Source organism: Scytonema sp. PRP1 (assembly GCF_036697665.2).
GTDB classification, from domain to species: domain Bacteria; phylum Cyanobacteriota; class Cyanobacteriia; order Cyanobacteriales; family Nostocaceae; genus Kalymmatonema; species Kalymmatonema gypsitolerans.
On sequence record NZ_JBAHYJ020000110.1, the window covers coordinates 1 to 13,620 of the forward strand.

Sequence of the window (13,620 nt, forward strand, 5' to 3'; positions counted from 1 at the left end):
CTCAGCTTTAGGAAGCAATGGGCAAATCATCATTGATGTGATTCCTGAAGTTGAATTAATTATTGGCAAACAGCCACCCGTACCCGAAGTTGGAGCAACTGAAGCTCAAAATCGCTTTAATCGAATCTTTCAAAATTTTGTGCGGGTGTTTTGTTCAAAAGAACATCCCCTGGTCATCTTCTTAGACGATTTGCAGTGGAGCGACTCCGCAACGCTAAAGTTAATCGAGCTATTATTACTTGACGAGCAGACACAATATCTATTTTTGATTGGAGCCTATCGAGATAATGAAGTGGCTCCAACGCATCCATTAGTATTAACGCTCTTAGAACTGCAAAAACGAGGGGCAGTGCTTCAGGAGATAATCCTGAAACCCTTAGCGTTGGAATCGTTGAATCAATTGATTGCCGAGACGCTAGATTGCAATACTGACACCGTTCGTTCCCTAGCCCAATTAGTGTTACGTAAAACCGAGGGCAATCCTTTCTTTGTCGGTGAATTTTTGCGAATGCTGTATAGCGAAAATCTGTTGAAATTTGATGCGGAACACTTAAACTGGCAGTGGGATATTACTCAGATTCAAGCCCGAAATATAACCGATAATGTGGTAGAGTTGCTGTTGCTCCAGTTGAAGAAACTGCCGGAACAAACACGGCAAATTCTCCGCTTAGCCGCTTGTATTGGATCTAAATTTGATTTAGAAACGTTAGCGATCATTTGTGAGCGCTCGCCTCAAGCGATTTTCCAGGGTTTACTAGCAGCAATACAAGCTGAATTAATTCAACCTTTATCTGAATTAGACGAAAACTTGTTAGTTCAAGACTACAAGTTTTTGCATGATCGTGTGCAGCAAGCGGCTTATGCCTTAATTGATGAGTCACACAAACAAGTTGTTCATCTCCAAATCGGTCGCAATCTACTCGAAAAAACTTCACCAGAGCAGCGATCGGAACGACTGTTTGAAATCGTCGATCATCTCAATTGGGGAATTGAACTGGAGAGCGATCAAACAGAACGAATTAAAATTGCCAAATTAAATTTAATCGCAGGTCAGAAAGCTAAGACAGCAACGGCTTATGAAGCAGCTCTTAAGTATTTCAAAACAGGGCTTAAACTCCTCAGTACAGAAAGTTGGCACAATCAGTATGACCTAACCTTGACGCTTTACTCCCAAGCAGCAGGAGCAGCGTATCTTCAGGGTTACTTTGATGAGATGGAACAATTTGTAGAAGTAGTACTCGATCACGCTAAGACAGCGATCGACAAAGTGCAGGTTTACGATAGCAAAATTCAAAGATATTTGTCACAGGGAAACCCAAAAGAAGCACTTAAAATTGGACTGGAAGTATTGCAGCTTTTGAAAGTAATCTTAATAGAAACTCCCAGTCAGTTAGATGTTCAAAGAGGATTGGACTCAACGGCTGCAATACTCGCTGGAAGAGAAATCGAAGACTTAATTAATTTACCAAAGATGACCGCACCAGAACCGATAGCAGCAATTTATATCCTAAGGAATATTGTGTCTGCTGCATTTATAGTGTCACCAGCACTGATGATACTGATTACATGCAAAATGGTAAATTTATCGCTCGACTACGGCAATGCTACCTGGTCACCAATAAGTTATGCTTTCTACGGACTTGTTCTATGCGGACTTGTTCAAGACATTGAACTCGGTTATAAATTTGGCAAATTGGCTCTGGGCTTGGCAGAACGATTGAATACAAAAAAAGGGAATGATAGCGCATTAATGGTATCGAGCGCCCATGTCATGCAGTCGAAGGTACATTTTAGAAGAATAATACCAATGGTGGTTGATGCTTATGAAAACGGAGTGGAAACCGGAGACTTTGAATTCGCTGGCTACGCTGCATCTAATGTATGTTACTTCTCGTTTTTTGCTGGTGAGTCACTCACCCAACTGGAACAAAAAACGGCAAGCTATAGCAAAGCAATCAGACAAATTAGACGGGAAAACCCCTTCAATTGGACTGTAATATTGTGGCAGACAATCACTAATCTGTTAGGTAAGTCTGAAAATCCCAGCCGTTTAATTGGTAGTGTTTATGATGAAGAGCAAGCGCTATCGCACGCTATTGCAGTTAAAGACAGATTTGAAATTCACTACTTTTATTTAAACAAAGTTATAGTGTGCTATCTATTTGGGGAGTATCATCAAGCTGCACAAACTGCTGTTTTAGCAAGGCAGTATTCAGAAGAAGTAACAGCAATCATGGCTGCACCTTTACTTCTTTTCTACGATTCTTTGGTACTTTTGAGCCTATTGGTTGAGGCTTCAAACTCCCAAAAAGCAGTTTGGCTCAGTTGTGTGAGCACCAACCAAGAAAAGCTGCAAAAATGGGCGGAGCACGCTCCAATGAATTATCTCCATAAATTTCATCTAGTCGAGGCAGAAAAAGCGCGAATCTTAGGGCAATTTTTTGAGGCTGAAGAGTTTTACGAGCGAGCGATCGCAGGTGCTGCTGAAAATGAGTTTATCCAGGAAGAAGCACTCGCCTATGAATTAGCGGCTAAACATTATCTGGCGCGAGGGCGGGAAAAAATTGCTCAAACTTACATTAAAGAGGCGCACTATTGCTACGATCGCTGGGGCGCAACCGCTAAAGTTAAAGATTTAGAAAAACGCTATCCACAACTCCTCAACACCAACCTAGTTCGGCAATCACATTCAATCGTGACCAATGAAACGATCCGTCATCCTACTGCGGTGATCGATTTGGCGGCGGTGATGAAAGCGGCTCAAGCTCTCTCAGAAATAATCCATCTCGATCGATTAATTGCCACGTTGATGCAGGTGGTAATCGAAAATGCAGGAGCCGAAACTGGTACTCTGGTTCTTCTAGAAGAGGATCAACTTACTGTGGTGGCTCAATGCAGCGGAAGTAGACAGTGTGACCTAGAAAAGTTCGCTGTTGCCGACTGTGCAGCGATTCCTGTCTCCGTCATTCACTTGGTAGAACGCACTCAAGAAACTCTGGTGTTTGATGATGCAGTCAGCAAATCGTCTTTTTCAACTGATCCTTACATTCAACACCAACAAACGCGATCGCTTCTGTGTATGCCCATTGTCAAGCAAAATCTGCTGATTGGCATACTTTATCTGGAGAACAATCTCAGTACCGGAGTGTTTACTAGCGATCGCTTGCAAGTCCTTAAACTATTGATTGCTCAGGCAGCGATTTCACTGGAGAATGCTCGGTTATATGAACGGTTATCGGATTATTCCGAAACACTGGAACGGAAAGTAGAAGAGCGAACTCAAGCCTTGCAGCAGGAGATCGCGGAACGTCAACAAACCGAAGCCGCATTGAGACAAAGTGAAGCAAATTATCGCAACCTGTTACAAACCGCGAATTCCGTCATCATTCGCTATGACACGCAAGGACGAATTCGATACATCAACGATTATGGGGTGAAACTTCTTGGCTATGAAGAACATCAGATTGTAGGGCGAACCTTATTTGAAACGATCATTCCAGACATCGAAATCTCTGGACGCGATGTCAAACCCTTTGTCCATGATTTACTTCGTAATCCTCAATCGTACCCGCAAGGCGAGGGTGAAAACCTGTGTCGAGACGGTCGGCGAGTTTGGGTTGTTTGGTCAAATCAAGCCATCTTCAATGAACAGGGAGATGTCGTTGAAATCTTATCGGTTGGCAATGACACCACCCAGCGTAGACAAGCAGAAGAGGCATTACAACGCAGTGAAGCCAAGTTCCGAACGATCTTTGAAAACTCGCAGGTTGGCATCTTCCGAAACCGCATTTGTGATGGATTAATTCTCGATGCCAATCAACGCTTTGCCAATCTGTATGGCTTTGACTCACCAGAGGAGATGATTGGACTTGAACACACCACAGGCTATTACGTAAATCAGTGCGATCGCCAACACGCCATTGAGTTGCTGAAGCGGGATGGGGAAGTGCGAAACTATGAAGCACAGATGCGAAAACGAGATGGGACAGTGTTCTGGGGACTTTTCTCTTCTTATCTGAATGCAGCCGATGGATACATCGAAGGCGTACTTGCAGATATTAGCGATCGCAAACAAGCAGAAGCAGCATTACGGCAAAGTGAAGCGAACTACCGCAACCTGTTACAAACCGCGAATTCAGTCATCATTCGCTACGATCCGCAAGGACGGATTCGATACATCAACGATTATGGGGTGAAACTCCTGGGCTATGAAGAACATCAGATTGTAGGGCGAACCTTATTTGAAACCATCATTCCAGAAGCCGAACTTTCTGGACGCGATATTCGACCCTTTGTCCATGATTTACTTCGCAATCCTCAATCGTACCCGCAAACCGACGGTGAAAACCTGTGTCGAGACGGTCGGCGAGTTTGGATAGCCTGGTCGAATCAAGCCATCTTCAATGAACAGGGAGAGGTCGTTGAAATCCTATCAGTTGGCAACGACACCACCCAGCGTAGACAAGCAGAAGAGGCATTACAACGCAGTGAAGCCAAGTTCCGAGCTATCTTTGAAAACTCGCAGGTCGGCATCTTCCGAACCCGCCTCTCGGATGGATTAATTCTCAATGCCAATCAACGCTATGCCAATCTGTTGGGCTTTGATTCACCAGAGGAGATCATTGGGGTGGAACACAGCATCGGCTATTTTGTAAATCCCAGCGATCGCCAACAAGCTATTGAGATGCTGAAGCGGGATGGGGAAGTGCGAAGCTTTGAAGTCCATAAGCGAAAACGAGATGGGACAGTGTTTTGGGGACTTTCCTCGGCTTATCTGAATGCAGACGATGACTACATCGAAGGTGTGATTGCGGATATTAGCGATCGCAAACAGGCAGAAGCAGCACTGCAAGCCTCTGAAGCAGAACTGCGGGCGCTGGTTTCAGCCATTCCCGATCCAATGTGTATCTTCAATGCTGAAGGGCAAGTGATCTGCGTAACCGAAGGGAATCCATCATACAAAGAGTTGTATAAAGAGGAACTTGTTGGCAAAACACTGCATCAACTCTTTGCTAAAGAACAAGCTGATGAATTACTGGGTTATATTCAGCAGGTACTGAGAACCCAACAAGTCCTCACCGTTGAATACAGCCAGTGGCTATCTGGACGAGAAATCTGGTTTTCGGCTCGCATTGCCCCGATTCAGCACGAACAGGTAATTTGGCTGGCGCGAAATATTATGCTGCAAAAGCAAGCAGAAGCCGCCTCAATTTTAGAAGAACGCAACCGCATGGCACGCGAAATTCATGACACACTCGCTCAGGCGTTTACAGGCATTCTAATCCAGGTTGATGCAGCGACTCAAGTGTTAACCGATGATGTAGAAGCTACCCAAGCGCATTTAGACACGATCGAGGAATTAGCCCGCACTGGACTGTCTGAAGCGCGTCGCTCGGTGACAGCCCTGCGTCCCCAGTTGCTGGAAGAAGGTGATTTATCGAGTGCCCTAGAGCGGTTGGTAAACCAGATGCGAGTGGCGACCAATACGGCTCTAATTTACTCAGTTCAGGGGATCGCCTATTCCTTACCCGTCGAGGTGGAGAATAACTTGCTCCGGATTGGGCAAGAAGCCCTGACCAATGCGATTAAGTATGCGAATGCGAACGAAATTAGAATTGAGTTAGTCTATGACGATGCCCAGTGTCGATTACAGGTCAAAGACGACGGACAGGGCTTTGGAGTAGTTGGAGTCCCGATGAGCGGCGGATTTGGATTGTTGGGCATGAGCGAGCGAGCAGAGCGAATTGGAGCACAACTGGCAATCGAGAGCCAACCAGGGCAAGGAACAGAAATTATTGTCATTGTTAATCGAGGGTGAGCATGATGACGAGCCAATCCACGATGATTCGGGTTCTAATTGCTGACGATCATTCTATTGTCCGACAAGGATTGACAACCATCATTAACCGCGATCCAGAAATGACAGTGATTGCTCAAGCCGAAGATGGGCAACAGGCGATCGATTGCTTTCGGGAACATCAACCCGATGTAACGCTAATGGATTTGCGAATGCCGCAAGTTAGTGGGGTGGAAGCCATCAGCGCAATCTGTGCTGAATTTAAACCTGCCCGGATTATTGTGCTAACCACCTACGATGGGGATGAAGATATCTATCGCGGACTACATGCGGGTGCTCAAGGCTATCTGCTTAAGGATACTAAATCTAATGAGTTGTTGAATGCGATTCGCACCGTTGCTTGTGGTCAGAAATACATTCCACCAGACGTGGGAGCAAAACTGGTGCAGCGTCTGAATAATCCAGAACTCAGGGAACGAGAGTTAGAGGTACTGGGATTAATGGCACGAGGGATGAGCAATTCAGATATTGCGACTGCTTTAAGTATTAGTGAGAATACTGTCAAAACCCATGTCAATCGAATTTTAAGTAAGTTGGGCGTGAGCGATCGCACCCAGGCTGTGATTGTTGCGATTAAACGCGGCATTGTCAGTTTGTAAGCCAATCACCCTTTAGTTTGACTCCGGAGTCAAACCAGAGTTGGAGCGATGATGACATTGCCAGAGGGACTGATTCATCATTCGCTTTGGTGAGCAAAAGTTGCAACTCTCAGTTGACGACAAGTGAGAGGGCAATTGCCTATATTTAGTTCTAGGCAAACACGAATAGCAATTAGACATCTCCGAAAATTGACAATACTTCTCTATGACTGGTTTTTAACAGGCGTTCGCCAACTTCAAAAATCAGCCATTCTCCACGCAAAAAAAGGTTTTGAGACAGTTTATGTTGAAAATAAAGCAAAAATAAGTATGTAGAGACATAAATTTTAACTACGTTACCTCTCACGATTTCACATTGGTAAAACTAAGGCTCCGATTCGGAATCTTACAAATCCGCAGATTGTCATAATTACCTGTTCATATTTCTGTGGATTTAACCTAAATCTTTCAGAAGCAACTCTAAATATTTTAAGTAAACGAATCAAATGTTCGACAAATATTCGGTCTGAAGCCATTTGTTTGTTTTTGTCTTTTTGTGACTGGGTTAATTCTCCTTTTTTCGGCTTTTTCGTCGGAGTCTTAACTGATGGTTCTCCTTGATAACCTTTATCTCCTTTGAACCTTTGATTAGAGTCAAAGCCTTTTTGACCTTCACGGAACAAACTTATGTCACTTTTGGGCCCTGGGACTCCCGCGATGACATCAACAATATCTTCACCGTCTGGTAAAACAATAATCTGATTTTTAAAGGTATGGTTTTTCTTCTTACCTGAGTAATACTTTTTCTGCTCTTTATACTCTCCAGGTCTTTCTCTGGCTTGCTCACAGCTATCTACTATTAGTTCATACTCGGTTAAAATTTCTTGAACTATCTGATAGTCAATTGAGTTTTTTTTACCTGTTCAAGTAAACTTGGTGGTAAGAGTTCTTGTAGGACTGGTAACCAGTAGTTGAATGTATCATTTGCAGTTGATTCGCTCACTCCAAACTGGATACCTAATAATTGAAATGTTGTTAAATGTCTTAGATATATCAAAGTTAAGAGAATTTGCTCTTCTGTGGATAGTTTTACCTTCCGACCACCCCCTTTCTTTATGATTCTTACTTTCTGTGCTTCAGCTTCCTGTTGCTTTTGGGTATGTAATGCAATCGCTAGATGAATTAGTTGTTCTAGTTGCTCATACTTTAGACCAACCAATCGCTGGGTTTCCTGGGGATTATTTTTAATGTAACCTAATACGTCACTCATGTTCTTGTGGTAACAAAGTTAATTTTATACTCTTTTACCACAGAACGTTTTTATTTTGGAGATGTCTATTGAGTTACAGCATTGAGTTTGCTTCATCTAGATCGCAGAAAGAGGGTTGAATCGCTTGCGATTACCATTGCTTCCCTCAGGGGTGTTCAAGTGAATCAAGACCGAGACCGTAGTTTGTTATCTATTCCAGCTTCAACACAGGATCACATGCAAGGTGTACTCAATGCTGACGTGGTGCTGGTAGTGTATGGAGATTATCAATGCTCTGTCAGTGCAGACGTTTACAAGATGATTAAAGCGATCAAACGAGAGCTTAGTGCTGCTTTTGGAGAAGATTATTTATGCTTGATCTTCCGTCATTTTCCGCAAGCACAGATTCATCCCCAAGCTCAACGGCCCGCTCAAGCTGCCGAAGCCGCCGCTGCTCAAGGACAGTTTTGGTTAATGCACGACACTTTGTTTGCTCATCAACAGAAGTTAGAAAATGGTTATCTCGTAGAGTACGCCAACAATTTAGGGCTTGATATCTCTCAATTTCTTAAAGAGTTGTCTAAGAAGGTGCATATCGATCGCATCAATGAAGATATCGAAAGTGGATGCAAGAGTGGAATAACGGCTGCTCCAGCCCTATTCATCAATAACATTCGGTATACCGGACGCTGGAAAATAACAGAGTTGACGGCAGCCATTGTCGCTGCAAGTCACTAAGCTCTATTCATATCTGACTTGTTTGTTAGTGCTAGTAAGTGATCGAATGCGCGATCGCTAGCTTTCGCCTGTTTTATTGAACAACTTGCCAATTTTTGAACCATGCTAACAACTACAACGTTAACCACTAAATTCAAGAACAAAGGCTTAACGCGCACCCAATTGCAACAAGTACTCGACTACATTCAGACTCATCTCGATCGAGACTTGTCACTGGCTGAACTGGCAGAGACTCTTAATTTTAGCCCGACTTACTTTGCTAGTGCATTCAAACAAGCGATCGAGATTTCTCCACACCAGTACGTAATTCAACAGCGGGTGGAACGAGCAAAATTGATGCTGTCGAAAACGGATTTGGCGATCGCAGACATCGCTTTACAAGTCGGCTTCGCCAGTCAAAGCCATCTGAATCAACAGTTTAAGCGCCTGACTGGAGTGACCCCAAAACAGATTCGCTAACTCCATCACGCACGAGTCAAGGAGACAAAAATGAAGTTTAAAGCAATCACAGGAAATCAGGGAATTGGAACAGAAGTGAAAGACGCGACTTACGTAGAGGCTGCTCGGTGGGGTAAGCATCGGGGATGGCGGTATGTTTTGGGGCTGGTCGTCATCCTCTTTGCGTGGCTGGTGGTTGGCAGCGTTGCCACCGCAATCGTCGCGTTCTTGCTCGGCGGTCAGGAGGGTTTCGCAGCGTTCCGTCGGGCGGATTTAGCTGCGTTCGGTTCCTTTGGCAACTTCCTGGTGGTCATGGCGAGTTTCCCGTGTTTTCTCGGCGGGACACTCCTCACCGTCTCCTTCATCCACGGTCGTCATCCCCTGACGCTCGTCACGGCGCGGAAGAAAATAAGCTGGCGGCGCGTTGCTCAGGGATTTGTGTCGTGGTCCGTTCCGCTGTGTCTGATAGGTGTGCTGGGACAGTACCTCTTCTACCCCGATAGCTTCTCCTTCAACTTCGACCTCACGACGTTCGCGCTCTTCGTGCCGATGGCACTGGTCTTCACCGCGATCCAGACGACCACCGAGGAGCTTTTCTTTCGCGGGTACATTGTGCAGGGCGCGAGCATGATCTCGACCAACCGCGTTTTTCTGGCGCTCGTGGCAGCCGTGGTATTTACCGTGCCGCACCTCTTCAACCCGGAGGCGAGCGCAGGCGGCTGGCTCACGGTCTTCTCCAACTACTTCCTCGTTCCGGGTCTGTTGTGGACCGTGGTCTCGTTGATTGACGGAACCACTGAACTCGCCATCGGCGTACACTTCGCGAACAACATCATCGGCTTTCTCACGTTCGACGGAGCCGGAAGCGCCTTGACCACACCGGCTCTGTTCACAATCAGCGAGTTCCACGCGACCTACGTGGCGCTATCGGTGCTGGTGATAGTACCCATGTTTCTGGCGATCGCCTACAAGGTGTTCAAACGCGACGAGGCATCCGAACCCGTTTCCCAAAGCGATCGGAAGGGTTCTTAGTAATCCCATCGAACCCTGAAAACAATCGCAAAGGCAACTAGCGGTCAGATCCAAGCACTACATATATGCACGAGTCAAGGGGACAAAGATGAGGATCAAAGCAATCAAAGGACATCAGGGAATCGGAACGGACGTGAAAGACGCGACTTACGTGGAGGCTGCCCGGTGGGGTAAATATCGGGGGTGGCGGTATGTTCTGGGGCTGGCGGTCATCCTCTTTGCGTGGCTGGTGGTCGGCGGCATTGCCGCCCCGCTCGTCGCGTTCTTTCCCGCTGTTGCCACTGCCCAAACCCAGCCAGTAACGACTGTACAAACTCAGCCCGAAAATCAGAGTCGCCGTGAGCGAGGTAATCAAGTCATCAATAAACTGACAGGTGGCGTAGGACAGCCAGTACTCACTGCTCTAAGCCAAGATTTCCCGTTTCTAGCAGATGCAATTACTGACTACTCCCTCGGCGAAGTTTGGTCGCGCAGAGGACTCGATGATCGAACTCGTCAGCTTGCTACCGTTGCCGCCTTTGCAGCACAGGTAAATCTACCGCAACTAAAGATCCATGCGGGTTATGCGCTCAGGCTGGGCGCAACACAAGACGAACTCAAAGAAATCATTTACCTCACCACAGTTACGGCTGGATTTCCGCGCTCCATTGATGCGGCCCAAGCCACGTCCAATTCCAGCACCGCTCAGTAATCTAGACCCACAACCGTAACCTATAAGGCAAGCGTTTAGAACTGGATGACAGGCGCGAAATTAGCTGCTTTGTTCAGGTAAGCAGCTACCCACAAGACTCTGCAAATCAATAGAAAAAACATGAGCAATACAACTCATCCGACCCTTAAACGCAGGGTTAACAGCCTTTGTTTCGGTGTCGTTCTACTCATGATTGGCTGTTCACCCCGCTCTTACTCAAATTCGGAAAGCATACCCTCTTCACAAACGATGGAACAATCACCAAGACCTCGAACCGAAGTAGCCGCGCAACCCCCTGGTCAGCAGTCCTATGTGGGCATGTGGGTGACTAAGGACGGCTATATTCGCCACGAACTGCTACCCAATGGGCGCTACGACGAAGCGCGCGGTCAGAGGCAAAGCGCCTACCAGGGCAGCTACACCCTCACTGGCAACTACATTAACTACGTTGATGACACTGGCTTTACCGCCGACGGTGAGTTTCGCGACGGCGTACTCTATCACGGCGGCATGGTTCTGTACCGCGAAGAGAACAAGTAACCGCGCGATCGCAGAAGTCCCAGCACTGCACAGTGATTCAGACCCACGACCGTAAAACAACTAGGAAATATGCTCTCATGACTATTAACGAAAACACCCAGAAAGTTGTGCTGATTACAGGCGCAAGCAGTGGCATTGGTGAAGCAACCGCTCGACTACTTGCCCACAAGGGTTTACAGGTTGTATTAGGGGCACGGCGTACTGATCGACTCGAAGCAATTGCTGCCGAAATTCGCTCTAAAGGTGGCGAAGCAGAATACCGTACCCTGGATGTCACCAAGCTTGAAGACATGCAAGCCTTCGTCGAGTTTGCTCAAGATAAATTTGGTCGCCTTGATGTTGTGGTGAACAATGCAGGCTTGATGCCGTCTCTAAGCTGAGGTACTGAAGATCGATGAATGGAACCGCATGATTGATGTCAACATTCGCGGTGTGCTTCATGGTATTGCTGCTGCGCTACCTCTCTTTAAGCAGCAACGATCAGGGCAGTTTGTAATTTATCCTCGATCGGCGGGCACAACGTTATCCAACCGCAGCCGTATACTGCGCCACTAAGTTTGCAGTTTGGGCGATTTCTGAGGGACTGCGGCAGGAATCACCGGATATTCGGGTGACAGTGATTTCGCCAGGAAATACTGAATCTGAACTCGCCAGCACGATCACGGATGCTGAAGCAGCGGAATGGGTGGAGGAATTCCGCGACTCTGCCATTCCAGCAGAAGCGATCGCACGGGCAATTACATTCGCAATCGAGCAACCCGCCGACGTAGATGTCAATGAAATCATTGTTCGACCGATTGGACAAATGAGCTAAATCTCGGAAAGTCAATCTTGATTGAAACAGGAGAAATAGAATGATACTGCACGATAAAGTGGCGTTAGTTACGGGAGGCGCATCGGGAATTGGCAGAGCAACTGCGATCGCATTCGGTGCTGCTGGAGCCAAAGTGGTCTTCTCGGACATACGCGGTGTAGAAGGTGAAGAAACTGCTGATTTGATTCGCGAGACTGGGGCGGAATGCTTGTTCGTGAAATCAGATGTATCGAGTGAGGCGGATGTCCGGGAATTGGTGCAGAAAGCGATCGCGACCTACGGCAGACTCGATTGTGCCTTTAACAATGCTGGCATTGATCTTGCTGTTAAACCACTGCACGAACAATCGATCGAGGATTTTGACAAGATCATGTCGATCAATGCGCGAGGAGTATTTCTGTGCATGAAATATGAAATTCAACAGATGCTCACCCAGGGCGCAGGCGCGATCGTAAATAATTCGTCCACCAATGGTCTTGTTGCGCTGCCGGGAATCTCTCCCTACGTTGCCAGCAAACACGCGGTGATGGGGCTAACACGCACTGCCGCACTTGACTATGCCAAACAGGGCATTCGGATTAATGCTGTTAATCCCGGTCCCATTGCGACTGATCTAATGGCTCGTACCGCTGACCAGATAGGCATAACGTTCGATGATCTTGGGTCTAGGGTTCCGATCGGTCGGATCGGACAGGCAACGGAAATTGCTCAAGCGGTTGTGTTTCTTTGCTCTGATGCTGCCAGTTATATCACGGGACAACCCTTAGTGATCGATGGTGGATATACAGCAGGCTAAATCGCGATCTGCCTTCAGATATCTTTTTGCGATCGCAGTTCTGAATGGATGATTTTTAAACGATCAACTGGAATGACATCGAGACAGGTTTACGATCGCTGAAAAAACACCATAAGACTCTAAAAATCATCGTAAGAATCTAAAAGAAATCAAGCATTGGAATCAATACAGCTTAGATAGAACTTAGGAGCATTCAAAATGGTCAAAGAGCAAACAGTAGACAAACAAACAAATGTACAGGCAACCTCCAATCTGACACCTGCTCAGGAAGCTTTACAAGCGGTCTGGGAAGAGCATATCGGGCACGAGTTTGGTACTCACAGCACTGAAGATGCTCTCGCTACAATGGTTGAGGACGCTTACGTGAATCACATTCCGGTAATGACTGGGGGAGTAGGGAAACCGACGCTGCGTGAGTTTTATTCCAAATACCTCATTCCACAGATCCCGCCAGACCTCGAGCTAGTTCCGATTTCGCGCACGATCGGAACGGATCAACTCGTCGATGAAATGGCGGCTACGTTCACTCATACGATCCAGATGGACTGGATGCTACCTGGCGTTGCTCCAACCGGGAAACGGGTGGAAGTGCCAGTAGTAGCGATCGTCCAGTTCCGTGACGGCAAGCTAGCCCATGAGCACATCTACTGGGATCAGGCGAGTGTATTGATTCAACTTGGCTTGCTCGATCCTGGTACGCTGCCCGTTGTAGGGGTTGACAGTGCGCGCAAGGTACTTGATCCAAGCTTGCCCTCAAACGCACTGATCGATCGTGCCAGTGATCGCGACTAAGTGTAGGAGCCAGCAAATATCAATGCCCAAACCCGCCATTTTGTAACCAGGATCGTACTCATCCTGGTTGTAGGAGGCGCTTCTTATTGCTGGCT

Annotated in this window: 14 protein-coding genes; 12 read left to right on the forward strand and 2 right to left on the reverse strand. The window is 46.7% G+C overall.

What is annotated here, in order from left to right; all coding sequences use genetic code 11:
• Both V5G28_RS29015 and V5G28_RS29020 read left to right on the forward strand, forming a co-directional pair.
• A partial coding sequence (locus V5G28_RS29015) for a PAS domain S-box protein (RefSeq protein ID WP_336231406.1) occupies nt 1–5,818 on the forward strand: 5,818 nt, incomplete at its 5' end.
• 5 nt (nt 5,819–5,823) lie between these two features.
• On the forward strand, nt 5,824–6,456 hold the full coding sequence (locus tag V5G28_RS29020) for a response regulator transcription factor (protein WP_336231439.1): 633 nt from the start codon (nt 5,824–5,826) through the stop codon (nt 6,454–6,456).
• 350 nt (nt 6,457–6,806) lie between these two features.
• On the opposite strand, the gene V5G28_RS29025 is transcribed toward V5G28_RS29020, so the two are convergent.
• Nucleotides 6,807–7,340 carry an HARBI1 family protein gene (locus V5G28_RS29025; RefSeq protein WP_336231440.1) on the reverse strand — a complete coding sequence of 178 codons (534 nt, stop codon included), beginning with the start codon at nt 7,338–7,340 and terminating at the stop codon, nt 6,807–6,809.
• Nucleotides 7,325–7,705, reverse strand: a complete 381-nt coding sequence (locus V5G28_RS29030) for a helix-turn-helix domain-containing protein (RefSeq protein WP_332993302.1) — start codon at nt 7,703–7,705, stop codon at nt 7,325–7,327. The genes V5G28_RS29025 and V5G28_RS29030 overlap by 16 nt, the downstream gene beginning before the upstream one ends.
• A gap of 159 nt (nt 7,706–7,864) precedes the next feature.
• Between V5G28_RS29030 and V5G28_RS29035 the strand changes: the two genes are divergently transcribed.
• From V5G28_RS29035 to V5G28_RS29080, 10 genes are all read left to right on the forward strand, one after another.
• Nucleotides 7,865–8,422 (forward strand): DsbA family protein, encoded by a 558-nt coding sequence (locus V5G28_RS29035; RefSeq protein ID WP_336231407.1) that lies wholly within the window; start codon nt 7,865–7,867, stop codon nt 8,420–8,422.
• Nucleotides 8,423–8,524: 102 nt separating this feature from the next.
• Entirely contained in the window at nt 8,525–8,881 is a 357-nt protein-coding gene (locus V5G28_RS29040; protein ID WP_336231408.1) for an AraC family transcriptional regulator, read from the forward strand.
• A 30-nt stretch (nt 8,882–8,911) separates the two neighbouring features.
• Nucleotides 8,912–9,892 carry a CPBP family intramembrane glutamic endopeptidase gene (locus V5G28_RS29045; RefSeq protein WP_336231409.1) on the forward strand — a complete coding sequence of 327 codons (981 nt, stop codon included), beginning with the start codon at nt 8,912–8,914 and terminating at the stop codon, nt 9,890–9,892.
• 229 nt (nt 9,893–10,121) lie between these two features.
• On the forward strand, nt 10,122–10,583 hold the full coding sequence (locus V5G28_RS29050; protein WP_336231410.1) for a carboxymuconolactone decarboxylase family protein: 462 nt from the start codon (nt 10,122–10,124) through the stop codon (nt 10,581–10,583).
• A 249-nt stretch (nt 10,584–10,832) separates the two neighbouring features.
• Nucleotides 10,833–11,123: an Atu4866 domain-containing protein gene (locus V5G28_RS29055; RefSeq protein WP_336231411.1), complete on the forward strand. Its 291-nt coding sequence runs from the start codon at nt 10,833–10,835 to the stop codon at nt 11,121–11,123.
• 77 nt (nt 11,124–11,200) lie between these two features.
• The gene (locus V5G28_RS29060) at nt 11,201–11,503 is read left to right on the forward strand and encodes an SDR family oxidoreductase (RefSeq protein ID WP_336231412.1); all 303 of its coding nucleotides are present in this window, start codon (nt 11,201–11,203) and stop codon (nt 11,501–11,503) included.
• Nucleotides 11,504–11,531: 28 nt separating this feature from the next.
• A complete protein-coding gene (locus V5G28_RS29065) occupies nt 11,532–11,678 on the forward strand; it encodes a hypothetical protein (RefSeq protein ID WP_336231413.1) in 147 nt (48 codons plus the stop codon).
• Between the two features lie 55 nt (nt 11,679–11,733).
• Nucleotides 11,734–11,937, forward strand: a complete 204-nt coding sequence (locus tag V5G28_RS29070; RefSeq protein WP_336231414.1) for a hypothetical protein — start codon at nt 11,734–11,736, stop codon at nt 11,935–11,937.
• A 40-nt stretch (nt 11,938–11,977) separates the two neighbouring features.
• The gene (locus V5G28_RS29075) at nt 11,978–12,733 is read left to right on the forward strand and encodes an SDR family oxidoreductase (RefSeq protein WP_336231415.1); all 756 of its coding nucleotides are present in this window, start codon (nt 11,978–11,980) and stop codon (nt 12,731–12,733) included.
• Between the two features lie 198 nt (nt 12,734–12,931).
• Nucleotides 12,932–13,525 (forward strand): ester cyclase, encoded by a 594-nt coding sequence (locus V5G28_RS29080; RefSeq protein ID WP_336231416.1) that lies wholly within the window; start codon nt 12,932–12,934, stop codon nt 13,523–13,525.
• Nucleotides 13,526–13,620 lie beyond the last annotated feature (95 nt).